The following is a 23,512-nucleotide window of genomic DNA, read 5'->3' as shown; positions in this document are numbered from 1 at the left end:
CGAACGCCGACACGTCCACTGCGGACGCAGCGGACGTGTGAGTGCTTTGGTGCTGACGTGTGCGGCGTCAGGACTTCTGCTTGGCGCTGATCTGGTCCAGGACCTCGGTCTGCGACACGATGATCTTGCCGGCCAGTGCTTTCGAGCCGATGTGCTCGCCCTTGGCCTGGGCGTCCTTGGCCATGTCCACGCCGCTGCGGAGGTGGCGGGAGAGGGTGGCCAGGAAGAGGTCGTCGAACTGCTTGCCCTGGGCCGCCTTGAGGGTCTCGACGTCCTTCGCGGTCATCATGCCCGCCATCTTGTGGGTGGCGTTGGCGTCGTCGCCCGGCACCTGGATGTTCCAGCTGCGCAGGTAGGTCGCCATCTGCTCGATCTCGCCCGCCTCCGCCGTGGCGATCTTGTCGGCCACGTTCACCACGAACTGGTCCTTCGACCGTTCGATGGCGACCTTGGCGATGTCGATCGTCTGGCGGTGGTGGGGGATCATCCGCAACGAGAACGTCGCGTCCGCCTCGTTGGCCGCTGGCTCGCCGGCGTTGCCGCCGCCGACCGATGAACAGCCCGTCAGCGCTAGCAGACCTAGCACGATGATGAGCAGACGCGCACGCATGAAGCCTCCCGTCTCGGTTCCCTGACGAGGGATACGGGTGGCCGTTGTGTCCGGTTCAGCGGAAGTTCGCGGGCCTAACTGGTGCCGTCGAGGTCGCTCAGCGCCTTCAGGACGCCGGAGACCACGTCGGGGTGGCCCAGGGGGAGCGGCGCCGGCATGCGGGCGTCCTCCGCCGGGGTGTCCTCGGTGCGGGTCACGACCCGGATCCAGGGCTCGTCGACCTCGACCTCCGGGTCCACCAGGAGGAGCGAGCGGACCAGGCCCTCGTGGTTTCGCACCAGGTCGGCCACGTCGGCGGCGATCGGGCCGCTGGCCACCACGTCGAGGACGGGCTGGGCCTCGTCGTCGCGGTGCCTGGTGAGGACGGTGTCCACTGTGGACTTCCAGCTCGGGGCGGCGGGCACGCGCAGCCACACGATGCGGAGCCGGTCCGTCAGCTCGCGCCAGGTCGCGGGGATCTCGTCGTGCACGGCCTCGCCTGCTGGATCGATCACGAGAACCGTTGCGGCTCCTGCCGGTCCGTCGGCCACCACGCCGGGGCCTGTCGCCCTGCTGGGCTCGTCGAAATCACGCATGCCACCGGATACCCACTGCCGACAGGTTTGCACCAATGGCTTGAGCGGCGCTGTCGCCCGAACGTGGACAGGACCAGTCGTGCGGGTGGACCTGTTGGCAGCCACCGATTCCAGGTCGGTGCCCGGTGATCGCTTGACCACTTTCCGAGTCCCGGTTTATGGTCTAGACCATACCGAAACTGGATCGGTGAGCGATCTGCAGCGCTCCCGGTTCCCGCCCCTCCTGCCTGGGGCCACCCTGCCTGGGAACGATCCAAGGAGTTCGGAAGATGAAACTCTCTCGCAAAGCGGCGCTGGTCATGGCCGCCGTCCCCGCCATCATCCTCATCACGCCGGTGGGTTCGGCCAGCGCGCATGGTTACGTCTCGTCGCCGCCCAGCCGTGCGGCGCAGTGTGCGACCGGGGCCGTGCAGAACTGCGGTGCTCCCCAGTGGGAGCCGCAGAGCGCCGAAGGCCCCAAGGGCATGATGAACTGCAACGGCAGCCGCGGCGACTTCGACGTGCTCAACAACGACAACTTCGGCTGGAAGGCGACCGACACCGGCACCACCCTGTCGGTCGGCTGGACGTTCACCGCCCGGCACAAGACGCGTGACTACGAGTACTACATCAACGGCACGCGCGTCGGGTACGTCAACGGCAACAACGCGGCACCGGTCGACCCGGTCCGGCACACCGTCAACCTGAGCGGGTTCTCCGGCCGGCAGAAGATCTTCGCGATCTGGAACATCGCCGACACGGGTGCCGCGTTCTACTCCTGCATCGACGTCAACATCAACGGTGGCGGCACCCAGCCCCCGCCCACGACCACGAAGCCGCCGACGACCACCCCGCCCACCACGAACCCGCCGACCTCCCAGCCCCCGGCGAGCGGGACGTGGGCGCCGAACACCTCCTACGCCGTCGGCGCGACGGTGACCTACGGCGGCTCCACGTACCGGTGCCGCCAGGCCCACACCTCGCTGACCGGCTGGGAACCGCCGAACGTGGCGTCGTTGTGGGAGCGGATCTGATCCGATGAAGCGCCTGGTGATCGCGGTCGCGGTCCTGGCGCTGGCGGGGTGCGGGGGAGAGGCGGTCGTGCCGCGGGGCCAGGGAGCCCACGGACACGGCGCGTCCTCCACCGCACCACCCGTACCCGCCGCCAGCGCGAGGTTCAACGACGCGGACGTGATGTTCGTGCAGATGATGGTGGACCACCTGCAGCTCGGCGTCAGCCTCTCGCAGGTCGCGCTGGCCAAGGCGACCAAGCAGGAGGCGAAGGACCTCGCGGGCGCGATCGACGCGACCCAGCGCGAGGAGCTCTCGATGCTCAAGTCGTGGCTGAAGCTCTGGGGCAAACCGGAAGGCGGTGGTGCGGACCTGCACGCCGCTCACGGAGGGCAGCCGTTGCTCGACGACAAGGTCATCGACGACACCAAGAACAAGAACGGGGCCGAGTTCGACCTCTCCTTCCTCAACCTGATGGCCGGTCACCAGGGCGCTGCCGTGGAGATGGCCCTCGCGGAGAAGAAGGACGGCATGAACCCGGAGGCCACGTCCTACGCGGAGCGCGTGGTCAGCACCCGGCAGGGCCAGGTCTCGCAGATGCTGAAGGCCATCAGCGGATCGTAGGCGTCCGGTCAGCGGCCCGGCGTTGTCTGCTCCCATGGACGTACTGATCTCGGGAGCGGGGATCGCCGGGCCCGCGCTCGCCCACTGGCTGGCGCGGTTCGGCTTCTCACCGGTCGTGGTGGAACGGGCGCCGTCGCTGCGCGGCGGCGGTCAGCCCGTGGACTTCCGCGGCGAGGCGCACCTGTCCGTGCTGCGGCGGATGGGTGTGCTGGACGCGGTGCTGGCAGCGCGCACGACACCGCGCGACATGGTGTTCCGCGGCCTCGACGGGCGCGAACGCGCGCGGCTGCCCGGCTCGTTCACCGCGGGGGACGTGGAGATCCTCCGCGGCGACCTCTCGCGCCTGCTGTACGAGCTGAGCGCGGCCGACGCCGAGTACGTGTTCGGTGACTGGGTCACGTCGCTGCACGACGACGGGGACGGCGTGGACGTGACGTTCGCGCACGGGCCCTCGCGGCGGTTCGACTTCGTGATCGGCGCCGACGGGATGCGCTCCGGCGTGCGGCGGCTGGTCTTCCCGCGGTACCGGCCGGAGTTCCAGGGCTACTACTTCGCGATCTGGGACGCCGATGGCGACGACCACGACCTGACGTGCTCGCCGGGCGTCGTGAGCGCGCCGGGGTGGCTGATGTACCGGTCCCCGGTGCCGCCGGAGCTCATGCCGGACTCGCTGGTGGCGCCGGGGGTCTACTTCGACTCGGTCAGCAGGGTCCGGATGCCGTCGGTCAGCTCCGGCCGGGTCGCCTTGATCGGCGACGCCGGGTACGGGTCGACGCTCGGCGGCATGGGAACCGGGCTCGCGGTCGTCTCCGCCTACGTGCTGGCGGGGGAGATGGCGGCGGGCGGCGACGCCTTCGCCGCTACGAAGCCCTGATCGGCCCGTACGCGCGCGGCTGCCAGGGCAACCCCGGGCCGTTCCTCGTCCCGGCGACCAGGCCGGGGATGTGGCTGCGGGACCGGGTGTTCGCGCTGTTGCCGAAGATGCCGGTGTTCGCCCGGATGGACCTGAGGGCGGCGACCGCGATCAAGCTTCCCGAGTACGCGCCAGCTCGCTGAGCAGCTCCTCGACGTGCTGCCTGGCCGCCGTGTGCTGCCAGCCGAACCCCAGTTCCCGCCGGGCCTCCCGCAGCAGCTCGTCCGCGCGGGCCTGCTCGCCCCTGCGGTGGGCCGTCCTGGCGAGGCCCGCGCCGGCGAGCGCGCGGGTGGCCGCGAGGCCGGCCGTGGTCGCGAGGTCCAGGGCCTGGAGGTAGTCGCGTTCGGCCTCCTCCTCCCGGCCGAGGGCCAGCAGCCGGTCGGCCCGCCGGGCGCGGAGCTCGGCGAGCTCCTCCTCGGCACCCAGCTCCTCGACGGCGAGGAGCGCCTCCTCGGTCAGCGCGAGGGCTTCCCGCGGGTCCTCGGTGATGGTGGCGAGCACGTCCAGGACCTGGGCCGAACCCCAGCGCTCGCCCAGGTCCTGGAACCTGCGCAACGCCTCCCTGGACTGGCGGACCGCGGTCTCGCGGTCGCCGGTCGTCATCCAGCCGGTGTAGGCGGTGCTGAACGCGATCAGGCCCTGGACCCACGGGTCCTCGCTGCGCTCGACCTCGTCGTGCAGCCGGATGCGCGGGGTGGACGGGTCCGGCGGACCGGCCAGCATGGCCCACGCGATGAGCACGAATGGCTGGCGGATCGGGCCGCGCAGCTCCAGCAGCTTGCTCTGCACGCGTTCGGGCGCGGCCAGGGCCAGCAGGATCGCGTACTCCTCGGTGGACTCCTCCGGCACGCGCGCCAGCAGCGCGCGGGCCAGGTCCCCGACCTCCGTGCGGCTGCCCTTCAGGTACCAGTACCAGGAGAGGTCACCGATGAGCCGCAGCGCGCGAGCGGGGTCGTGCGCGACGGTCCACTCGACGGCCTGCAACAGGTTCGCGTGCTCGGCGGACAGGCGTGCGAGCCACTCCACCTGGTCGCGCCCGCGCAGCTCGGGGTCCGCGCGCCGGGCCAGCGCGTGGAAGTAGGCGGCGTGCGCGGCGTCGGCGCGGCTGTGCTGCGAGCAGAACTCGCGGATGGTCTCCAGCATCCGGTAGCGGCCGTCGGAGGCCTCCACCAGGGACTTGTCCACCAACGCCTCGAGCACCTCGACGGCGTGCCCGCCCACCTGTTCCGCGGCTTCGAGCGTCGCCCCGCCATTGAACGTGGCGAGCGCCGCCGCGAGGTCACGCTCGTCGTCGGTGAGCAGGTCCCAGCTCCACTCCACGACGGCGCGCAGCGTCCGGTGGCGGGGCGCGGCGGCGCGGTTCCCCTTGCCGAGCAGGCGGAAGCGGTCGCCCAGCCGGTCGGCGATCTCGCGCGTGGTCAGCGTCCGCGTGCGGGCGGCGGCGAGCTCGATGGCGAGCGGCAGCCCGTCGAGGCCGCGGCAGATGTCGGCGGTGTGCCGGTCCGGCACGAACGCGGGGTTCACCAGGCGGGCGCGGTCGGTGAACAGCGCCGCGCTCTGCTCGGGGTCGAGCGGTGGCACCGGGCACAGCGCCTCGCCGGTGATGCCCAGCGCTTCCCGGCTCGTGGCGAGGATCCGCAGCGAGGGGCACGTGCTGAGCAGGTGCTGCGCCAGCCGGGCGGCCTGGCCGACGAGGTGCTCGCAGTTGTCCAGGACCAGCGTCGCGTCGCGGTCGCGCAGCGCGAGCGTGAGCCGGTCCTCCGGTGCCAGCACGGTCTCCTTGAGCCCCAGAGCCTGCAGGGTCGCCGCGGCGACGTCCTTGGCCGGCGCGAGGTCGACGAAGATCGCGGACGGCGGCGCGGCCCGCAGGGCGAGCCGGGTCTTGCCCGCCCCGCCGGGACCGGTGAGCGTGACCAGCCGGGACGTCAGCCCCGCGATCCGCCGCAGCTCCTCCTGCCTGCCCACGAAACCGGTGAGCTGCGCGGGCGGTTCGCGGTGCGCCTGGCCGCGCAGGACCTGCAGGTGGATCGCCCGCAGCTCCGGGGACGGGTCCGCGCCCAGCTCGTCGGCCAGCACCGCCCGCGCGTCCTCGAACGCCCGCAGCGCCTCGGCCTGGCGGCCCTGCTGGGCCAGCGCGAGCACCAGGAAGCCGCGCAGCCGTTCGTCCAGTGGCCGCTGGTGCACCAGGTCCTGGATCTCCCGCACCTCGGCCCTGCCGAGCCGGACCCGCGCGGCGATCAACGCGCTGACCGCGGAGACCCGCTGCTGTTCGAGCCGGGTCGCGTGGTCCGCCAGGGCGACGTCGGCGAGTGCGGGCCCGCGCCACAGCCCGAGCGCCTCGGACAGCAGGGACTCCGCCGCCCTCGGGTCGCCCCGCTCCGCTTCCCGCTCCCCGTCCGCCGCGAGCGCCGCGAACCGGTGGGCGTCGACCTGCTCGGCCGCGAGGACCAGGCGGTACCCGGCGGGCTGGAACTCGACCAGCCCGGCGTCGCCCAGTGCCCGGCGCAGCCGCGAGACCTGGCCCTGCAGGGCGTTGGCGGCGTCCGAGGGCGGCTCCGAGCCGTAGAGCTCGTCGATCAGCCGGTCCAGCGGGACGATCTCGCCCACGCGCAGCGCCAGCGCGGCCAGCAGGGTGCGCGGACGTGGGCCACCCACCGCGATCTTGCCGTCCGGGGAGTGCGCCTCAACGGGACCGAGGATGCCGACGTGCACGGCGTCAGCGTACGAACCGGCCGGGGCTCGTACCCAGCACACGGCGGAAGTGGCGCGTCAGGTGGGACTGGTCGTGGAACCCGGCCAGCACCGCCGCCTCGGCCGCCGGCCGCCCCTCCACCAGGTACCCGCGGGCGAGGTCCACGCGCCGCCCGGTCAGGTACCGGTGCGGTGGCAGCCCGAAGCGGCGGGTGAACGCCCGCACCAGGTGCGTCGGGCTCGTGCGCAGCTCGGCGGCGGCCGCGCTCAGGGTCACGCCGCCGGGCAGCGAGGCGTCCAGGAGCTGCCGCAGCCGGTCGGCCAGCGTGGGGTCGGCGTGCCGTGCGGGCGCGGTCCCCGCGAAGTGGTGCGTCAGGCGTTCGGTGATCAGCGCGAGCCGGCTGGACGCCTCGAACGGCTCGTCCAGCACCAGGTGGAGCTGGTGCACGCGCTGCCGCAGCAGCGGGTCGGCCAGCATCGGCGTGTCCACCGCCTTGCCGATCAGCTCGGCGGGCAGGACCGAGTCGTCCAGGTAGAGCACGCGCTTGCGGAAACCGGCCGGGTGAGCGGACCGGCCGTCGTGCGGCACGTGCGGCGGCAACAGCGTGACGCCGTCCACGAGAGCGCCGTGCTCGTGACGGTCGAGTTCGTAGCGCACGGCACCCGTGTCGAGCAGCATCAACGTCCACGCGTCGTGCGTGTGCGCTGGGTAGACGTGCGTGGTGAAGGAGGCGTGGAAGACCTCCCGAATGCCTTCCACCGCCGGTTTCCAGGCCGCGGTGCTCATGTCAAAAACGTACAAGACGCGACCCGCGCGCGTTCGCGATCGTGGGTCCATGTTCGACACCAAGATCGCTGTGTTGTTGCGGGACGACCTGGCCGGCTGGCAGGCGCTGAACGTCACCGCCTTCCTCGTCAGCGGGCTGCCCGAAACGCTCCGCGGCGAGCCGTACGTGGACGCTGACGACGTGCGGTACCTCTCGATGTTCGGTCAGCCCGTCGTGGTCCTGCAGGGCGACAAGGACCTGGTCAAGAAGGCTCACGAGCGCGCGCTCGGCCGCAACCAGCCGATGACCATCTTCACCGCCGACCTGTTCGCGACCGGCAACGACGCCGACAACCGCGCCGCCGTCCGCAAGGTGCACACGCAGGACCTCGACCTGGTCGGGATCGCGGTGCACGGCCAGAAGAACGCCGTCGACAAGATCTTCAAGGGTGCTCGCATGCACCCGTGAAAGAAGCGCCCGGTCCTCCCGAGCGGCCCAGCGGAGCGGCACTGCCCCAGGTCGGCGACAGGGCCGATCCGGGTACCCGGCGCGCCACCGGCTCGGCGGGCTCTCCGCCGTCACCGGCTACGCGACGGGGCCGGCGGTGCGCTGGACCCGGGAGAAGAACTCCACCAGTTCCGGCGCCACGACCGACGGCTTGTACATGTGCGTCTGACCCGCCAGCGTCCTGTGCTCGGTGTTCGCTCCGAGGACCTCCGCGACGTTCTTCATGGCGTTGCGGAGGTACTGCGGGCTCTTGCCGCCGTCCATGGCGAGCGTCGGCACCTGGACGTTCCAGCGACCGGTGGGCAGCGGCGTTCCGCGGCCGTCGTCGCCGAGGATCGCGAGGTCCCACGGCAGGGTGTGCGCGACCTGCTTCAGCTTCTTCCACATCGGCGTCAGCTTCATCACCGCGACGCCGATGCCGGGCGCGCCGACCATCTTCATGAACTTCGACAGCATCCCCGAGCGGTCACCGCGCGCGAGCAGGTCGTTCATCTGCCGCACGATGTCCGCGGGCCGCGGCCGGTAGGTGTCGTCCACGACGAACGGCGCCTCGTAGATCGCGAGCCCGCTGATGCCCGGCAGCCGTGACGCCGCCTCCAGCGCGAGCACGGCACCGGAGGAGACGCCGAACACGAACGCGCTGCCGCCGGCCTCCCGGATGAGCGCGTCGATGTCCTCGACCTCGCGCTCCAGGGACCACGGCGTGGCGCCGTCACCGGTCTCGCCGCGCCCGCGCCGGTCGTAGGTGTGGACGGTGAAGTTCTTGTCCAGCACGGACGCGAGCTCGGTGGACGGGCCGAACCTCCGGTGGCACATCGCGCCGTCCACGAGGATCAGCGCGGGGCCGGAGCCGGTGGTCGAGCAGGCGATCCCGGTGCCGTCGGCGGAGGTCGTGAAGCGGGTCATCGGGTCTCTCCCAGGGTCGTGTCGAGGAAGGCCTGCCAGTCCTGCTCGGACTCGGCGCCCTCGAAGACGTGGTGCGCGGCGATCATCGGGCCGGCGAACCCGCGCAGGAAGCGGTACATGCCCCGCTCGGTGCGCAGGCCCAGAGTGTGGCTGTTGCGGTGGTACTCGACGGCGCCGGGGAGCCGGTCGGCGAGCGCCGCGTCGAGCTGCCGCCACGCCGTGTCCCAGTCGCTCACCACCGGCCCGAAGACCGTGAGCGGACGGGCCGTGCGGCCGGTGAAGTGGCGCAGGTACTCGGCCAGCGTGCGCCGGAACAGCGCGCCGCCGAGCTGCATGGCCTCGAACTCGTCGGTCCAGTCGTCGCCGGGCAGGAAGCCGCTGGTGACCATGCGCAGCACGGTGCTGCCGTGCTCGCGGCCCTCGACGAGGAACTCGTAGGCGATGAACCGGCCGTCCGGCGCCTTGCCGCTGTCGTGCGCGAAGTGGTGCGGAGGGTCCCAGGCGGTGATCCCGCTCGTCGGCTCGTACCCGCCGAAGGCGAGCTTGACCTGCCCGTTCGCCACCTCGTTGCGGCCCATGAACCACGAGTCGATACCGGGTCCCGTCGCGATGGCCTCCCACACCTCCTCGGCCGAGGCGGGCACCTCGAACTCGTCGGTGCTCTCGAACGCGTGGCCCATCGGTGCTCCCTTGCCGGCTCGGTGGATGCCCCATCCTGCTGCCGAAGATTCTGTTAGTCAAGACGGCGAAACTAGTCTTGACTAGAAAAGTTGTCGGAGGGACCGTTGGCGAGTCGCGCGTAAACTCGGTGGATGGCTCGCGGTGATGAACACGATCGGGTGGCCGTGGACCTCGGTCGCGTCCCCGAGGCAGAGCCTGCCTGCCTCCTTGAGCTGGTCTGCCCCGGCTGCGGGCGCGTCACCACCGATGACGACGCGCCCGGCTGCTCGGCGTGCCGTCAGCCGACGAGCTGGTGAGCGTGCATCTTGCTGATGTCGTAGGACACGCCGCAGAACGTGCATTGCAGCCCGTACCTGCTGCTGATCGTGAACAGCGGGATGAAGAAGATCGTGGGCTTCGTGTAGCGCCGGAACAGGTTGTGCGCGGACTGGTGGTGGCAGTGGCCGCACACCAGCGTCAGCATCCGCAGCTGTTCGATCGTCGTCCGCCAGCCGAAGATGACCATGTGTGCTCCTGGGGTCGTTTCACCCATTGACGCACGGCTGGTGGTTCTCGTTGCGCTGAGGTGGGTAACCGGGCGTGCATGAGCGACGTGCAAGACGAGCTGTTGCGGACGTTGACCAAAGTCGCCACCGCGTTACGCAGTGCGGAAATTCCGTTCGCGCTGACGGGCGGGTGTGCGGGCTACGCGCGCGGCGGGCCCACCAGTGAGCACGACGTCGACCTCCTCGTGCGCGAGCAGGACGCGACCGAAGCCGTGCGGGTGCTGGTGCAGCGCGGGCTGCGCGCCGCGGAACCGCCGGAGGACTGGCTGCTGAAGGTCTACGACGGCGACTCGCTGGTGGACCTGCTGTTCCGGCCCAACGAGCGCCCGGTCACCGACGAGATCCTGGCGATGGCCGAGGAGATGCCCGTCGGGTCGGCGATGCTGCCCGTCATGCCGGCGACTTTCGTGCTGATCAGCAAGCTGCTCGTGCTCGACGGCCACCGGTGCGACTTCAGCGAGCTGCTGCCGTTCGCCAGGGCGCTGCGCGAGCAGATCGACTGGGACCAGGTGCGCGAGGAGACGCAGCACTCCCCGTACGCCGAGGCGTTCCTGCTGCTGATCGAGCGCCTGGACATCATCGGGAGGGGCACCAATGGAATCCGAGCAGTACCTGGCGGCAAATCTGCGTAGGGCGGTGGCCGAGGACCCCAGAACCGCGGAGCTCGGCATCCGGATCACCGTGCGCGGTGACAACGTGATGCTCTCCGGCGACGTGGCCTGCGCCGACCGGCGCGCCGTGCTGGAGGAGGTCCTGCACGAGGCCGCGCCGCAGCTCAAGATCCTGAACGACGTGCGGGTGACTCCGGCGGGAGAGCCGGAGGGTGAGGAGGACCTGCGATGATCCGCGTCGCCGCCGTCGGGGACGTGCACCTCGGCGAGGACATGCGTGGCCACCTCCGTCCCGCGCTGGAGAAGGTCGGCGAGCACGCGGACATCCTGCTGCTGGCCGGTGACCTGACCCGGCACGGCACAGTCGCCGAGGCCGAGGTGGTCGCGGACGAGTTCGCCGACCTGCCGGTGCCCGTCGTCGCCGTGCTCGGCAACCACGACCACCACGACGACAAGCCGCTCGAGGTCACGAAGACCCTCCAGGACAAGGGCATCCAGGTGCTGGAGGGCACGACGTTCACCCACCGGGTGAACGGCTGCTCGATCGGCGTCGCCGGGGTCAAGGGCTTCGGCGGCGGGTTCGCCGGCAAGTGCGGCAGCGCGTTCGGCGAACGCGAGATGAAGGCGTTCATCCAGCACACCTGCGACATCGCCGAGAACCTCAAGGGCGCGCTGTCCGAGCTGGACACCGACGTCAAGGTCGCGCTGACGCACTACGCGCCGGTGCCGGACACGCTGCGCGGTGAGCCGCCGGAGATCTACCCGTTCCTCGGCTCGTACCTGCTGGGCGAGGCGATCGACGCGACCGGCACGAACCTCGCGGTGCACGGCCACGCCCACTTCGGCACCGAGCACGGCATGACGCCGGGCGGCGTGCGGGTCCGCAACGTCGCGCAGCCCATCATCCGTTCCGCCTACACGGTCTACGTGCTGGAAGGGAACGGCTCATGACCGTCGGGGACTTCGTCGTCCAGCGCCTGCGGGACTGGGGAGTCAAGCAGGTGTTCGCCTACCCCGGCGACGGCATCAACGGGATCGTGGCGGCGTTCGGCAAGGCGGAGAACGACCCGAAGTTCATCCAGACCCGGCACGAGGAGATGGCCGCGCTCGCCGCCGTGGGGTACGCGAAGTTCAGCGACGACGTCGGCGTGTGCCTCGCGACCTCCGGTCCCGGCGCGATCCACCTGCTCAACGGCCTGTACGACGCGAAGCTCGACCGCGTGCCGGTCGTCGCGATCGTCGGCCAGACCGCCCGCACCGCGCAGGGCGGCAGCTACCAGCAGGAGGTCGACCTGCACTCGGTGTTCCGCGACGTCGCCTCGTTCCTGGTCGACGTCACGGTGCCCGAGCAGTTGCCGAACGCGCTGGACCGGGCGATGCGCACGGCTCGGGCCGACCGCGCTCCTGCCGTGCTGATCATCCCGAACGACGTGCAGGAGCAGGACTACGAGGCCCCGAAGCACGAGTTCAAGTACATCCCGTCGAGCCCGCCGTCGCGTCCCTCGTCGACCGTCGTGCCGGCCACCGAGGAGGTGCGGCGCGCGGCCGACGTGCTGAACTCCGGCGAGAAGGTCGCGATCCTGATCGGACAGGGCGCCCGCGGGGCGGCGGCCGAGGTCGGCGAGGTCGCCGAGCTGCTCGGCGCCGGCGTGGCGAAGGCGTTGCTGGGCAAGGACGTCCTGCCCGACGACCTGCCGTACGTGACCGGGTCGATCGGGCTGCTCGGCACGCGGCCCTCGTACGAGATGATGCGCGACTGCGACCGGCTGCTCATCGTCGGCTCGAACTTCCCGTACTCGCAGTACCTGCCGCAGTACGGCAAGGCGCGCGGTGTGCAGATCGACGTCGACGGCCGCGCGATCGGCATGCGCTACCCGACGGAGGTCAACCTGGTCGGCGACGCGCGGGAGACGCTGCGTTCGCTGATCCCGTTGCTGGAGCGCAAGACCGGCCGCTCGTGGCGCGAGAAGATCGAGTCGGACGTCGAGCGCTGGTGGGACCTCGTGGAACGGCAGGCGCAGGTGCCCGCCGACCCCGTCAACCCGATGCGGATCGTCTCCGAGCTGTCGAAGCGCCTGCCCGCCAACGCGATCGTCACCGCGGACTCGGGTTCGGCGACGAACTGGTACGCGCGACTGCTCAAGATCCGCGGTGGGGTGCGGTCGTCGCTGTCCGGCACGCTGGCCACGATGGGCTGCGCCGTGCCGTACGCGCTGGGCGCCTCGTTCGCCCAGCCGAACCGCCCGCTGATCGCGCTGGTCGGCGACGGCGCCATGCAGATGAACGGCATGGCGGAACTGCTGACGCTGCGGCGTTACGGCGTCCGGTGCGTGGTCTGCGTCTTCCACAACAACGACCTCAACCAGGTCACGTGGGAGCTGCGGGCGATGGGCGGCGCGCCGAAGTTCGAGGAGTCGCAGTCGCTCCCGGATGTGTCGTACGCGTCGTACGCGCGCTCGATCGGCTTGCAGGGCATCGAGGTCAACGACCCGAACCAGCTCGGCACGGCTTGGGAGACCGCGCTCGCGTTCGACGGCTCGACCGTCCTCGACGTGCGCTGCGACCCGGATGTGCCGCCGATCCCGCCGCACGCGACGTTCGACCAGATCAAGGACATGACCGAGGCCGTGCTGCGGGGCGATCCCGACGCGTGGGGCGTCCTGCGCCGCGGCCTGCAGACCAAGATCCAGGAGTTGCTGCCGTGAAGCTGGGCTATTTCCTTTCCTCGGAAGAACACGGGCCCCGCGAGCTGGTCCGCCACGCGAAGATGGCCGAAGACCACGGCTTCGAGTCGCTGTGGATCTCCGACCACTACCACCCGTGGAACGACGAGCAGGGCCAGTCCTCGTTCGTCTGGGGCACGATCGGCGCGCTGTCGGAGAGGGTGTCGCTGCCGATCACCACGGCCGTGACGTGCCCGACCCTGCGCATCCACCCGGCGGTCATCGCCCAGGCGGCGGCCACGGCCGCGGTGCAGTGCGAGGGCCGGTTCGTGCTCGGTGTCGGCAGCGGTGAGGCGCTGAACGAGCACATCCTCGGCACGCACTGGCCCTCCGCCGACGTGCGGCTCGAGATGCTGGAGGAGGCCATCGGCCTCATCCGCACGCTGCACCAGGGCGACGAGGTGACCCACCACGGCAAGCACTACACCGTGGAGAACGCCCGCGTCTACACCGTGCCCGAGCGCCCGGTGCCGATCTACGTGTCCGCGTTCGGCCCCAAGGCCGTCAAGCTCGCGGCCCGCTGCGGCGACGGCTACATCAGCGTGGGCCCGACCGGTGAGCTGGTGGAGAAGTACCGCGCCGAGGGCGGTCGCGGACCGGCCCAGAGCGGTCTCAAGGTCTGCTACGACCGGACCGAGGAGGCCGCCGTGGCGACCGCGCACCGGTTGTGGCCCAACGACGGCCTGCCCGGTGAGCTGGCCCAGGTGCTGCCGAGCCCGAAGCACTTCGAGCAGGCCTCCCAGCTCGTCACGCCGGAGATGATCAGGGACTCCATGCCGTGCGGGCCGGACCCCGAGCGGTACGCCGAGAAGGTCAGGGAGTTCGCCGAGGCCGGTTTCGACGAGGTCCACGTGCAGCAGATCGGCACCAACCAGCAGGAGTTCTTCGAGTTCTGGGCCAAGGAGGTCGTGCCGCTGCTCGATGTTTGAGCCGGAAGGCGCAGGGCATCCGCTCCTATGAGGAGATTCCTGCGCGAGCACAGCCTGACGCTCGTTTTCGCCGGATTGTTCCTCGCGGCGCTGGTCGGCCAGCTGTTCGCCGGGCACGCCGACCACAACGAGCGTCAGGCCGCGCTCGGTCAACCGGTGCTCCCGCTGGGCTCGTACCTGTTCTCCGCCGACTTCCTGGTCGACGTCGTCGAGAACTGGCAGTCGGAGTACCTCCAGTTCTTCCTGTACGTCACCGCCACCGTCTGGCTGATCCAGAAGGGCTCGCCCGAGTCCAAGCCGGCGGGTGAGGCCGGCCGCGGCACCGACGAGGACCAGCAGGTCGGCCGGTACGCGGACGAGTCTTCACCGAAGTGGGCGAGCACCGGCGGCTGGCGCACCGCGTTGTTCTCGAGGTCGCTGGGGCTCGCGATGCTGGTGCTGTTCCTGCTCTCCTGGTCGATGCAGTGGGTCGCGGGCTGGTACGCCAACAACTCCGATCCGCTGGCCGAGCAGATGGGTCTCTTCCAGTACTTCCTGAGCGCCGACTTCTGGAACCGGTCGCTGCAGAACTGGCAGTCCGAGTTCCTCGCCATCGCGTCGATGGCGTTCCTCAGCGTCTACCTGCGCCAGCGGGGCTCGCCCGAGTCGAAGCCGGTGGGGACGGCGCACTCGGTCAGCGACGAGTCCGGCTAGTCCCCGCAGCACGGAGAGGCGTGGCGGGACGCTCGTCCGCCACGCCTCCCGCACAGGCGGCGCGACCACCTTCTCGGGCCGTCACCGCCGCCTAGGCGAGGATCTCGCCGACCGTGCCGGCGCCCACGGTCTTGCCGCCCTCGCGGATCGCGAAGCCCAGGCCGGTGTCCATCGCCACCGCCTTGCCGAGCTCCACCGTCACCTCGACGGTGTCACCCGGCATCGCCGGGGCGTTCCCCGGCAGCTCCACCACGCCGACGACATCGCCGGTGCGGAAGTGGAACTGCGGGCGGTAGTTCGACGCGATCGGCGTGTGCCGGCCGCCCTCGGCGTGCGACAGCAGGTACACCGACGCGCGGAACCGGGTGTGCGGCGCGACGCTGCCCGGCAGGGCCAGGACCTGGCCGCGCCGGACCTCATCGCGCCGGACGCCGCGCAGCAGGACCGCCGCGTTGTCCCCCGCCCTGGCCTGCCGCATCGGCTTGCCGAACGTCTCGATGCCGGTGGCCACGGACGACACGGCGTCGCCGAGGCCGATCACCTCGACCGCGTCGCCGAGGCCGAGCACGCCGCGCTCCACCGCGCCGGTCACGACGGTGCCGCGGCCGGTGATGGTCATGACGTTCTCGATCGGCATCAGGAACGGCCCCGACAGGTCGCGCGACGGCTCCGGGACGTGCGCGTCGACGGCGTCGAGCAACGCCACCACCGACCGCACCCACACCGGGTCGCCCTGCAACGCGCGCAGGCCGGACACCCGCACCACCGGCGTGGCGTCGCCGTCGAAGCCGTACCGGGAGAGCAGGTCGCGGATCTCCAGCTCCACCAGGTCGAGCAGCTCCGGGTCGCTCACCGCGTCGGCCTTGTTCAGCGCCACGACGACGTGCGGCACCCCGACGCGGCGCGCCAGCACCACGTGCTCGCGCGTCTGCGGCATCGTGCCGTCCTCCGCGGACACCACGAGGATCGCGCCGTCGAGCTGCGCCGCCCCCGTGATCATGTTCTTCACGTAGTCGGCGTGGCCGGGCATGTCGACGTGCGCGTAGTGACGCGTGGGCGTCTCGTACTCGACGTGCGCGATGTTGATCGTGATTCCGCGGGCCAGCTCCTCCGGCGCGCGGTCGATGCGGTCGAACGCCGTGAAGGTGGTGGCCGCGGGGTCCATTTCGGACAGCACCTTGGTGATGGCCGCGGTGAGCGTCGTCTTGCCGTGGTCGACGTGACCCATGGTGCCGATGTTGAGGTGCGGCTTGGCGCGCACGAACTCCTGCTTCATCTTCCTGTTCCTCGGGGAGCGGCTGGGGCCAGAACCGGGTACTGCCACCACCCCTCCCCAGCGGTCCTGGGGGAAGGACTGGGGAAGGGTCAGAGTCGGGCGCCGGCCTGCTGTGCCGAGGCGACGGCGAGCGCGCCCGCGGGAACACCCGCGAACGTGTTGTGCTCAGCCGTCAGGAACATGCCGATGATCGTGACAGCGCACTACTGCGCTGTCACCTGGTTTTTCGCGAGCTCCACCAGCGCACGCGCGGCCGGGCTGCGCGGACCCGCCGCGCGCCAGGCGAAGGCGAGCCGGCTGCGCGGCACCGGGTCGGTGATCCGCACGGCGTGCAACTCCTCCGCCATCGACGACGCCAAGACCGCCGGTCCGAGCCCGCGCCGCGCCAGGGTGATCACCATCGGCGGCGCGGACGCCTCGAACGCGATGCGCGGCCGGCGTGCGCCGCAGGCCTCGTCCAGCGCACCGCGCAACCCCGTGCCGGGCGGCAGGCTGATCAGCCCGCGCTCCAGCAGCTCGGCCACGGACACGGACTCCCTGCCGCACCAGGGATCCGACGCGGCGACCGCGGCCACGAGCGGCTCGTCGGCGAGCACCAGGGTGGCCAGCCCGTCCGGTGCCGCACCGGCGTACCCGATGAGCGCGAAGTCCAGCCCACCGTCCACAAGGGACGAGATCAGCGCGTCGGAGTTGGCCTCCACCAACGTGATCTCGACACCGGGGTGTCGCGAGTGGAACGAGGACAGCAGCTCGGGCAGGTCCATGATCCCGCAGGACACGACCATCCCGACGCGCACCACGCCCCGCACGAGCCCGGCCATCTCCTCGACGGTGCGCCGGGCCGCCTCCACCGAGGCCAGGGCGGTCCGTGCCAGCGGCAGCACCGCCGCCCCCACCTCGGTCAGCGTGACGGTCCGGCCGGACCGGTCCAGCAGGTCGTGCCCGAGCTCCCGCTCCAGCCGCCGGATCTGCGCGCTGACGCCGGGCTGCGCGACGTGCACCCGTTCCGCCGCGCGCGTGAAGGAGGACTCCTCCGCGACCGCGACGAAGTACTCGAGCTGCCGAAGTTCCATAACCGGTGATTATAGGAGCGAGCATGAACATCTCTTGGACATATAAAAGCAGCTCAACCAGGCTGAAGACATGCGCATTCTCCACCCCGGCGACGCCGGTTACGACGACGAACGCAGCGGCTTCCAGACCGGGCTGCGCCACGAACCCCAGGTGATCTTCGCCGTGGAGACCGCCCGGGACGTCGAGGAAGCCGTGCGCCACGCGGAAACCCACGGCCTGGACTACGCGGTCCAGGCCACCGGGCACGGCCTGACGAGCACCACGACCGGCGTCCTCATCTCCACCGGGCGCATGAACGAGGTCACGGTCGACCCGCGGACCAGGACCGCGAGGGCGGAGGCGGGCGCGGTGTGGCAGCAGGTGATCGAGAAAGCCGCACCGCACGGCCTGGCTCCGCTGAGCGGCGACGCGAGCGACGTCGGTGTCGTGGGCTACACGCTCGGTGGTGGCCACGGCTTGCTGGCCCGCGAGTTCGGGCTGGCGAGCGACCGGGTGCGCGAGGTGGAGGCCGTCGGCGACGTCGTCACCGCGCTGGAGTTCGACCTGGTCGAGGTCTCGCACGTGCACGTCGCCGAGCTGCACTTCGACGCCGTGCACGCGGAGGCGGTGTTCGGCGCTTTCCACGCGTGGAACTTGCCCGAGCACGTCACGCCGGCCCTCACCACCCTCGGCGACGTCGTGCGCGTCACCTGCGCGAGCACCAGGCCGTTCGACGCCGGCCCCCTCCGGGTCGCTCCGCGGCTGAGCGACGAGGCCGGCGTGAAGCCGTTCGCGCGAGCCGTCGGCGGATCACTGCCGCCGCACGCCTACCAGGGCGACAACGTGCTGCTGAACGGCCTTCCCCTGGAGGTGCTGCACCGCGTCCGCGAGAAGGCCGCCGCCGCGGAGGTGCCGATCTTCCTGGGTCTCCTCCCGCTCGGTGGCGCGCTCGGTGGTGCGGCGACCCACCTGCTCAAGGTGATCTCGCCGCTGGTCGGCGTCGAGGACCAGCACGCGCGGGTGTTCGACGAGGTGCGGTCGTTCGCGGCGGGACGGTCGCGGAACTTCAGGTACGCCGTACGCTGACGGTATGACCCGAGTGGTTCTCGTGGAGGACCACGACATGGTCGCCGAGGCGATAGCCATGGCGCTGGAACGCGCCGGGATCGAGGTGGTCGGCCGCGCCGCCACCGTCGCGGCGGCCCTCGCGGAGGGCCTCGGCGCCGATCCCGACGTCGTCCTCCTCGACCGCAGGCTGCCCGACGGCGACGGCACCGCGGTGATCGGGGAGCTGGTCGCGGGCGGCGCCAGGGTCCTGGTGCTGACCGGCGAGGCCACCGCGTCGATCGCCGCCCGCGTCGCCGAGTCCGGCGGTTCGGGCCTCATCCTCAAGTCGGCGCGCCTCGACGAGCTCGTCGAGGCGGTCCGCAGGGTCGCCGACGGTGAGGTCGTCTTCGACCCCAAGATGCTGCCGGGCGTGCTGGACCGGCTGACCGGCCGGATCAGGGTCGCGGGCGCCACGCTCACCGCACGCGAGCAGGAGACGTTGTTGCTGCTCGCGGACGGTGCGGGCACCGCCCAGATCTCGAGCAGGCTCGGCGTCGCCCGCAACACCGCCCGCAACCACGTGCAGCGCGTGCTCGACAAGCTCGGGGCCAGCTCCAAGCTGGAAGCGGTGTCCATCGCGCGCCGCGAAGGACTGCTCGACTGATGCAACCGCACCAGTCGAGTTGGGTTGGTTGCGTCTGCGCGCTCGCCGTCGCTTGGTGCACTGTGGGGCAGTGGCCACGACCTCACTCACCGAAGCGGTGTTCTCACTACCGGAGACGGACCGGCGCGGCGGCGTGGCGCTCGCCCGCGACTTCGCCCGCCACACCGCGCTGAGCTGCGGCTACCTCGGCAGCCTCGAAGACGTCGTCCTGGTCGTCAACGAGCTCACCACCAACGCCGTCCGCCACGGCAGCGGTCATCCGATCGTGCGACTCGTCGCCAGCCAGGACCGGATGTGGGTCGAGGTCGCCGACGACGCCGCCACCCCCCTCGGCCAGTGCGCCGACCGGTGGGGAGTCCAGCTCGTCGCCCGGCTCAGCCAGAGCTGGGGCGTCGTCGAACGGGCTGGTCAGAACGTCGCCTGGTGTGAGCTGACGGTCTGACCACCATGATGGGGCCGTGCAGCCGGACTCGGGGTGGGACAGCGACCTCCTCCGCCTGCTGGTGCGCGGGGTGCGCGACTGCGGCATCGTCGTGCTCGACCCCGGCGGGCACGTCGTGAGCTGGAACGCGGGCGCCGAGCGGATCAAGGGCTGCACCGCCGGGGACGTCATCGGGCGCCACTTCTCGGCGTTCTACCCGCCGGAGGACGTCAGGTCCGGCAAGCCGGAGCGGCAGCTCCGCGCCGCCAGGGCCGAGGGCTCGGTGGAGGACGAGGGCTGGCGGGTGCGCGAGGACGGCACCCGGTTCTGGGCCGACGTGATCATCACCTCACTCCGCGACGACGCCGGCGAGCTGCGCGGGTACGGCGAGGTCACGCGCGACATGACCGGACGGCGGCGCGCCGAGCAGCAGCTCACCGACCGGCGCCGGCTGCTCGCCCGCCTGGTCGCGGCGCAGGAGGAGGAGCGCCGGCGCATCGCGTGGGACGTCCACGACGACACCATCCAGGCCATGGTCGCCGTCGACATGCGGTTGCAGCTGCTCGCCCGCAGGCTGCCGCCGGAACGCCAGGCGGACGTCGAGCAGCTCGGCGACACCGTGCGCGACGCCATCGGCCGGCTGCGCGACCTGGTCTTCCGCGTGCGTCCGCCGGGCATCGACCGCCTGGGCCTGGCCGAGGCGCTGCGGGGCCACCTCGCCGAGACCGGCCTGGCGGGCGAGGTCCGCAGCACGCTCGAACGCGAGCCGCCGGACGACGCGGCCGTCACGATCTTCCGCATCTGCCAGGAGGCGATGACCAACGTCCGGCGGCACGCGCGGGCGTCCTCGGTCGTGGTCGAGATGTCCACCGCGGACCGGGGTTTCCTCGTGACGGTGACCGACGACGGCGTGGGACTCGCCGGCCTCGACCCGGACGCCGGCCACTTCGGCCTGGCCGAGATGCGCGAACGCGCGGAGGCCGCGGGCGGCTGGTGCGCGGTGTCCGCGGGCGCCGGCCGGGGCACGGTGGTCGAGCTCTGGCTGCCGGACGTGCGGCCGTGATCGTCCGGGTGCTGATCGCCGACGACGATCCCCTGATCAGGGACGTCCTGCGCGACGTCCTCGACGACGAGCCGGACCTGCGGGTGGTGGCCGTCGCCACCGACGCCCGCGAGGCCGTCGAGCTGGCCGGGCAGCACGCGCCCGCGGTGGTCGTGCTGGACGTGCGGATGCCGTGGGGAGGTGGCCCGCACGCGGCGAGCGCGATCCTGCGCCGGGCGCCGGCCACGCGGATCCTGGCGTTCTCCGCCCACACCGACCCCGGCACCGTCGACGACATGCGCCGGGCGGGGGTGAGCGACTACCTCGCCAAGGGCGTCCGCAACACCGAACTGGTCGCGGCCGTCCGGCGCTTGGGAGCGCGACAGGTTGTGGTGAGGAAGCAACGCCCGTAACGTCGACACGGTAACCGGGTTCAACAGCGTGCTCGGAGTCCGGGTTTCACTTGCTTCGGCCACCGGGGAGTACTGGTGAACGAAGATCTGTTCGATGAGTCACCGCTGCTCGCAGTGCGTGCCTCCGACGTCGCCGGTGTGGCGGTCGTGACGGTGGAAGGCGAGATAGACGTGGACACGGCGGATGTCGTGCTCGACGCGTTGCGCCTCGGCTTCGCCTCCGACGGCCCCGCCGTGGTGGCCGACCTCACAGAGGTCAGCTTCTTCGGCTCGACCGGTATCTCGACGTTGATCACAGCCCACGAGCTCGCTGAGGAGTACGGCAAGGACTTCCACGTCGTCGCACCGCATCGCGCCGTGAAAAGACCGCTTCAGGTCACGGGCGTGGCGGACGTGCTGTCGTTGTACGACTCCGTCGACGAGGCGTTGTCCGCGCTGGCGAAGGCCTGAGGCCCGCGGCGCGAGTTCCTGTTCGCGAAAACCGGGTGTGGCCGCCTCGCGGCCACACCCGCGCGCGACTCACCCCGCCAGTTCTACGAGCTTCGGCACCACGTCGTGCGGGTGCGGCATGGCGGCGATCTCGGCCGCGATCCGGGCGTTCGCCTCTCGCACGCCGGGGTCGCGCAGCAGCTTTCCCGCGGTCTCCCGCACGGCGTCGGCGGTGAACTGGTCGGCGACGAGGTGTGCGCCCAGTCCGGTGTCCGCGACGATCTCGCCGTTGCGGAACTGGTCGGCCCCCTGCGGCAGGACGAGCTGCGGCAGGCCGTGCGTCATCGCGCTCACCGTCGTGCCCGCGCCACCGTGGTGCACGACGAGATCTGCGTGCGCGAGCAGATCCGCCTGGGGCACCCACGGCAGCACGTGCACGTTGCCCGGCACGTCGGTCAGCGCGGACGGCTCCACCTGCGGCCCGGTCGCCACCAGCACCTCGGCGTCCACGCCGGACAGCCCGGCGATCGCGGTCCGCAGCAGGTCCGGGTTCGAGAACGCGGTGCCGAAGGTCAGGTAGACCAGCGGCCTCGCGTGCTCGGTGACCCATCCGGGCAATTCGCCCGGTTCGGCGAACGGGACCGGCCGCATCGGAATCCGCTCGACGTCGGAGAGGAACCCGAGGTCCTGCAAAGAGGGCGGAAAGACGTCGACATAAGGCGATCCGAGTCCGTAATGATGCCCATTCGGCAACGTGATGCCCAGTTCGGCGACGTACTCCAGGAAGAGGTCGCTCATCGCTTCCGGGACGAGGGTGCCGTCCATCTTGCCGAACCCGTGGCAGACGGCGGGAATGCCGGCGCGCATGGCGGCGAGCCCGGCGCCGGGATTGATCAGCTCGAAGACCACGAGGTCGGGCTTGTCCCGTTCCAGCACCGGCTCCAGGTCGGCGACGAAAGCCCTGGGCAGCACAGATCCGAAGGCGTCGACGGCGGTCTGCCGCAACATGTCCCGCCGGAACTGCGACGTGCCGTGCAATTCGTTGGCCTGGCGGAACGCGTCCCAGATGCTCACGCCCGCGTCGACCACCGTGAGCCCCAGCTTTTCCACGGTGGCGTGGAATCCCGAGTCGACGGCGTAGAGGACGTCGTGCCCCTGCTCGCGGGCGGCGATCGCGAGCGGGAGTATCGGATAAACGTGTCCGTGCGAGCCTAAGCTCGAGAAGAGAATGCGCACGCGATCACATTAGGTGCTTTTCCAATACGCCGGGAGGCGATCCTCTCAATCCCGGCCCCAGCCCGCGAAGCGCTCCAGCCGCTCGGCGACCTCCGCCGGCGAGGGCATCCCGGCGATCTCCTCGCTCACCTCGCCGGCCGCCCGCTGCAGCTTCGGGTCCTCGATCAGCCGCGTGAGCAGCTCCGGTGTCACCTCCCGCGGCGCGGCGCTCAGCCCGGCCCCGCGTGCGGTGATCGCGGTCGCGTGGGCCGTGCGGTCGCCGGGCCCCGGCTCGACGAGCTGCGGCACCCCGGCCGCCAGCGCGCCGAGCACCGTCCCGGCACCGCCGTGGTGCACGATCCCGTCGCAGAACGGCAGCACGCGCGGCAGCGGCACCCACCCGACCGTGCGCACGTTGTCCGGCAGGCCGTCCGCCCTCTCCGGCCGCACCAGCACGAACTCGGCGTCGACCTCCCGCGCGGCCTCGGTCACCGCCGCCATCATCCGGCCGGCACCGGGACCGGGCGCGGTGCTGCGGCTGACGAGGATGCGCGGCTTGCCCGCGGGTTCGGCGAGCCACCGGGGCACCTCGCCGTCGCCGCTGTAGGGGACGAACCGCATCGGCCGGCCACCCAGGAACTCCGCGACCGACGGTGGCGCCGTGCGCAGGACCGTCGCGGGAGAACGCACCGCGGCTCTCATCCGGGCGCCGACCGCGGCCGTCAGCTCCACCCCGTCGAACAGCGACACGTCGTGGATGACCGAGGGGACGCCGAGCGCAGACCCGGCGGCGGCCAGCGGTTCGTGCACCACGACGTCCGGGCACCACCTCTCGGCGAGCGCCCGCAGCGGTCCGGTCATCGCGTTGCCGACCGCGCCGAACATCCGCGACACGAAGTCCAGCCTGCCGCTGCCGCGCAGCTCCCTCCTGGCCACCACCGGGTGCGCGAGCATGATGCGCAGCGCGATCCGTCCGAACCGGACGTCGGACGGCACGACGTCCTCGACGGCCAGCCCGGAGTCGCGGACCCGCAGCGCCTCGCCGCCGGTCGCGACCACCACGTCGTGTCCCGAGTCGCGCAACGCCAGGGCCAGCGGCACCAACGGGAAGACGTGACCCAGCAAAGGCGCGGCAACCACGAGAACACGCATACGACCAGGTTAACCACATGCGCGCGGGCACAGCG

At 71.3% G+C, this 23,512-nt stretch carries 28 protein-coding genes; 16 read left to right on the top strand and 12 right to left on the bottom strand.

The annotated features are described in order from the left end of the window. Positions 1-67 precede the first annotated feature (67 nt). Together BMW88_RS20535 and BMW88_RS20530 are read right to left on the bottom strand one after the other, a co-directional pair. Positions 68-610 (bottom strand): DUF305 domain-containing protein, encoded by a 543-nt coding sequence (locus BMW88_RS20535; protein WP_089952955.1) that lies wholly within the window; start codon positions 608-610, stop codon positions 68-70. A gap of 74 nt (positions 611-684) precedes the next feature. Then, positions 685-1,104, bottom strand: a complete 420-nt coding sequence (locus BMW88_RS20530; RefSeq protein ID WP_089952953.1) for a hypothetical protein — start codon at positions 1,102-1,104, stop codon at positions 685-687. Between the two features lie 350 nt (positions 1,105-1,454). Here BMW88_RS20530 and BMW88_RS20525 point away from each other — a divergent pair, with 350 nt between their 5' ends. Genes BMW88_RS20525 through BMW88_RS20515 form a run of 3 tightly spaced genes read left to right on the top strand, consistent with a single transcriptional unit; the run spans position 1,455 to position 3,673 of the window. Next, positions 1,455-2,198 carry a lytic polysaccharide monooxygenase gene (locus BMW88_RS20525; protein ID WP_089952951.1) on the top strand — a complete coding sequence of 248 codons (744 nt, stop codon included), beginning with the start codon at positions 1,455-1,457 and terminating at the stop codon, positions 2,196-2,198. A gap of 4 nt (positions 2,199-2,202) precedes the next feature. Continuing rightward, the gene (locus tag BMW88_RS20520; RefSeq protein ID WP_089952949.1) at positions 2,203-2,799 is read left to right on the top strand and encodes a DUF305 domain-containing protein; all 597 of its coding nucleotides are present in this window, start codon (positions 2,203-2,205) and stop codon (positions 2,797-2,799) included. 34 nt (positions 2,800-2,833) lie between these two features. After that, the gene (locus tag BMW88_RS20515) at positions 2,834-3,673 is read left to right on the top strand and encodes an FAD-dependent monooxygenase (protein WP_089952947.1); all 840 of its coding nucleotides are present in this window, start codon (positions 2,834-2,836) and stop codon (positions 3,671-3,673) included. On the opposite strand, the gene BMW88_RS43365 is transcribed toward BMW88_RS20515, so the two are convergent. Genes BMW88_RS43365 through BMW88_RS20505 form a run of 3 tightly spaced genes read right to left on the bottom strand, consistent with a single transcriptional unit; the run spans position 3,660 to position 7,190 of the window. Next, positions 3,660-3,827: a hypothetical protein gene (locus BMW88_RS43365; protein WP_245777932.1), complete on the bottom strand. Its 168-nt coding sequence runs from the start codon at positions 3,825-3,827 to the stop codon at positions 3,660-3,662. The genes BMW88_RS20515 and BMW88_RS43365 overlap by 14 nt on opposite strands. Next, positions 3,824-6,424, bottom strand: a complete 2,601-nt coding sequence (locus BMW88_RS20510) for an ATP-binding protein (RefSeq protein ID WP_177221211.1) — start codon at positions 6,422-6,424, stop codon at positions 3,824-3,826. Before BMW88_RS20510 ends, BMW88_RS43365 begins: the two co-directional genes overlap by 4 nt. 4 nt (positions 6,425-6,428) lie before the next feature. Further along, the gene (locus tag BMW88_RS20505) at positions 6,429-7,190 is read right to left on the bottom strand and encodes an AraC family transcriptional regulator (RefSeq protein ID WP_089952943.1); all 762 of its coding nucleotides are present in this window, start codon (positions 7,188-7,190) and stop codon (positions 6,429-6,431) included. Between the two features lie 49 nt (positions 7,191-7,239). Between BMW88_RS20505 and BMW88_RS20500 the strand changes: the two genes are divergently transcribed. Further along, positions 7,240-7,638: a DUF2000 domain-containing protein gene (locus tag BMW88_RS20500; protein WP_245777931.1), complete on the top strand. Its 399-nt coding sequence runs from the start codon at positions 7,240-7,242 to the stop codon at positions 7,636-7,638. A 117-nt stretch (positions 7,639-7,755) separates the two neighbouring features. Here BMW88_RS20500 and BMW88_RS20495 read toward each other — a convergent pair whose 3' ends face one another. From BMW88_RS20495 to BMW88_RS20485, 3 genes are all read right to left on the bottom strand, one after another. Further along, positions 7,756-8,583, bottom strand: coding sequence for an alpha/beta fold hydrolase (locus tag BMW88_RS20495; RefSeq protein WP_089952942.1), 828 nt, complete (start codon positions 8,581-8,583; stop codon positions 7,756-7,758). Next, positions 8,580-9,263 (bottom strand): SRPBCC family protein, encoded by a 684-nt coding sequence (locus BMW88_RS20490; protein ID WP_089952941.1) that lies wholly within the window; start codon positions 9,261-9,263, stop codon positions 8,580-8,582. Before BMW88_RS20490 ends, BMW88_RS20495 begins: the two co-directional genes overlap by 4 nt. Before the next feature lie 278 nt (positions 9,264-9,541). Continuing rightward, positions 9,542-9,769 (bottom strand): zinc-ribbon domain-containing protein, encoded by a 228-nt coding sequence (locus tag BMW88_RS20485; protein ID WP_089952939.1) that lies wholly within the window; start codon positions 9,767-9,769, stop codon positions 9,542-9,544. 78 nt (positions 9,770-9,847) lie between these two features. On the opposite strand from BMW88_RS20485, the gene BMW88_RS20480 reads away from it, so the two are divergent. Genes BMW88_RS20480 through BMW88_RS20455 form a run of 6 tightly spaced genes read left to right on the top strand, consistent with a single transcriptional unit; the run spans position 9,848 to position 14,765 of the window. Next, complete coding sequence (locus BMW88_RS20480; RefSeq protein WP_089952937.1) at positions 9,848-10,441, top strand: nucleotidyltransferase family protein; 594 nt, start codon at positions 9,848-9,850, stop codon at positions 10,439-10,441. After that, positions 10,404-10,652 carry a phospholipid-binding protein gene (locus BMW88_RS20475; protein WP_089952935.1) on the top strand — a complete coding sequence of 83 codons (249 nt, stop codon included), beginning with the start codon at positions 10,404-10,406 and terminating at the stop codon, positions 10,650-10,652. The genes BMW88_RS20480 and BMW88_RS20475 overlap by 38 nt, the downstream gene beginning before the upstream one ends. Beyond that, the gene (locus BMW88_RS20470) at positions 10,649-11,371 is read left to right on the top strand and encodes a metallophosphoesterase family protein (protein ID WP_177221210.1); all 723 of its coding nucleotides are present in this window, start codon (positions 10,649-10,651) and stop codon (positions 11,369-11,371) included. The genes BMW88_RS20475 and BMW88_RS20470 overlap by 4 nt, the downstream gene beginning before the upstream one ends. Then, on the top strand, positions 11,368-13,125 hold the full coding sequence (locus BMW88_RS20465; RefSeq protein WP_089952933.1) for a thiamine pyrophosphate-requiring protein: 1,758 nt from the start codon (positions 11,368-11,370) through the stop codon (positions 13,123-13,125). Before BMW88_RS20470 ends, BMW88_RS20465 begins: the two co-directional genes overlap by 4 nt. After that, positions 13,122-14,072: a TIGR03557 family F420-dependent LLM class oxidoreductase gene (locus BMW88_RS20460; protein ID WP_089952931.1), complete on the top strand. Its 951-nt coding sequence runs from the start codon at positions 13,122-13,124 to the stop codon at positions 14,070-14,072. Before BMW88_RS20465 ends, BMW88_RS20460 begins: the two co-directional genes overlap by 4 nt. Before the next feature lie 27 nt (positions 14,073-14,099). Then, complete coding sequence (locus BMW88_RS20455) at positions 14,100-14,765, top strand: DUF6766 family protein (protein WP_089952930.1); 666 nt, start codon at positions 14,100-14,102, stop codon at positions 14,763-14,765. Positions 14,766-14,856: 91 nt separating this feature from the next. Here the strand turns inward: BMW88_RS20455 and tuf are convergent, their stop codons facing one another. Beyond that, a complete protein-coding gene (gene tuf, locus BMW88_RS20450) occupies positions 14,857-16,041 on the bottom strand; it encodes an elongation factor Tu (protein ID WP_089952928.1) in 1,185 nt (394 codons plus the stop codon). Between the two features lie 203 nt (positions 16,042-16,244). Further along, positions 16,245-17,114: a LysR family transcriptional regulator gene (locus tag BMW88_RS20445; RefSeq protein ID WP_089952927.1), complete on the bottom strand. Its 870-nt coding sequence runs from the start codon at positions 17,112-17,114 to the stop codon at positions 16,245-16,247. 70 nt (positions 17,115-17,184) lie between these two features. Here BMW88_RS20445 and BMW88_RS20440 point away from each other — a divergent pair, with 70 nt between their 5' ends. The 6 genes from BMW88_RS20440 (at position 17,185) to BMW88_RS20415 (ending at position 21,131) form a co-directional block, all read left to right on the top strand. Continuing rightward, entirely contained in the window at positions 17,185-18,180 is a 996-nt protein-coding gene (locus BMW88_RS20440; RefSeq protein WP_089952924.1) for an FAD-binding oxidoreductase, read from the top strand. A gap of 4 nt (positions 18,181-18,184) precedes the next feature. Beyond that, entirely contained in the window at positions 18,185-18,805 is a 621-nt protein-coding gene (locus BMW88_RS20435; protein ID WP_089952922.1) for a response regulator transcription factor, read from the top strand. A 70-nt stretch (positions 18,806-18,875) separates the two neighbouring features. Further along, positions 18,876-19,247 (top strand): ATP-binding protein, encoded by a 372-nt coding sequence (locus tag BMW88_RS20430; RefSeq protein ID WP_089952920.1) that lies wholly within the window; start codon positions 18,876-18,878, stop codon positions 19,245-19,247. A 16-nt stretch (positions 19,248-19,263) separates the two neighbouring features. Continuing rightward, positions 19,264-20,289: a PAS domain-containing sensor histidine kinase gene (locus tag BMW88_RS20425; protein ID WP_089952918.1), complete on the top strand. Its 1,026-nt coding sequence runs from the start codon at positions 19,264-19,266 to the stop codon at positions 20,287-20,289. Next, positions 20,286-20,681 carry a response regulator gene (locus tag BMW88_RS20420; protein ID WP_245777930.1) on the top strand — a complete coding sequence of 132 codons (396 nt, stop codon included), beginning with the start codon at positions 20,286-20,288 and terminating at the stop codon, positions 20,679-20,681. Before BMW88_RS20425 ends, BMW88_RS20420 begins: the two co-directional genes overlap by 4 nt. 75 nt (positions 20,682-20,756) lie before the next feature. Continuing rightward, a complete protein-coding gene (locus tag BMW88_RS20415) occupies positions 20,757-21,131 on the top strand; it encodes an STAS domain-containing protein (RefSeq protein WP_177221209.1) in 375 nt (124 codons plus the stop codon). A gap of 69 nt (positions 21,132-21,200) precedes the next feature. On the opposite strand, the gene BMW88_RS20410 is transcribed toward BMW88_RS20415, so the two are convergent. Both BMW88_RS20410 and BMW88_RS20405 read right to left on the bottom strand, forming a co-directional pair. Next, positions 21,201-22,346, bottom strand: a complete 1,146-nt coding sequence (locus tag BMW88_RS20410; protein WP_089952914.1) for a glycosyltransferase — start codon at positions 22,344-22,346, stop codon at positions 21,201-21,203. Between the two features lie 45 nt (positions 22,347-22,391). Continuing rightward, on the bottom strand, positions 22,392-23,477 hold the full coding sequence (locus tag BMW88_RS20405; RefSeq protein ID WP_089952912.1) for a glycosyltransferase: 1,086 nt from the start codon (positions 23,475-23,477) through the stop codon (positions 22,392-22,394). Positions 23,478-23,512 lie beyond the last annotated feature (35 nt).

Source organism: Lentzea xinjiangensis (assembly GCF_900110955.1).
Lineage (GTDB): Bacteria > Actinomycetota > Actinomycetes > Mycobacteriales > Pseudonocardiaceae > Lentzea > Lentzea xinjiangensis.
This window is presented reverse-complemented; position numbering and strand designations above follow the sequence as displayed.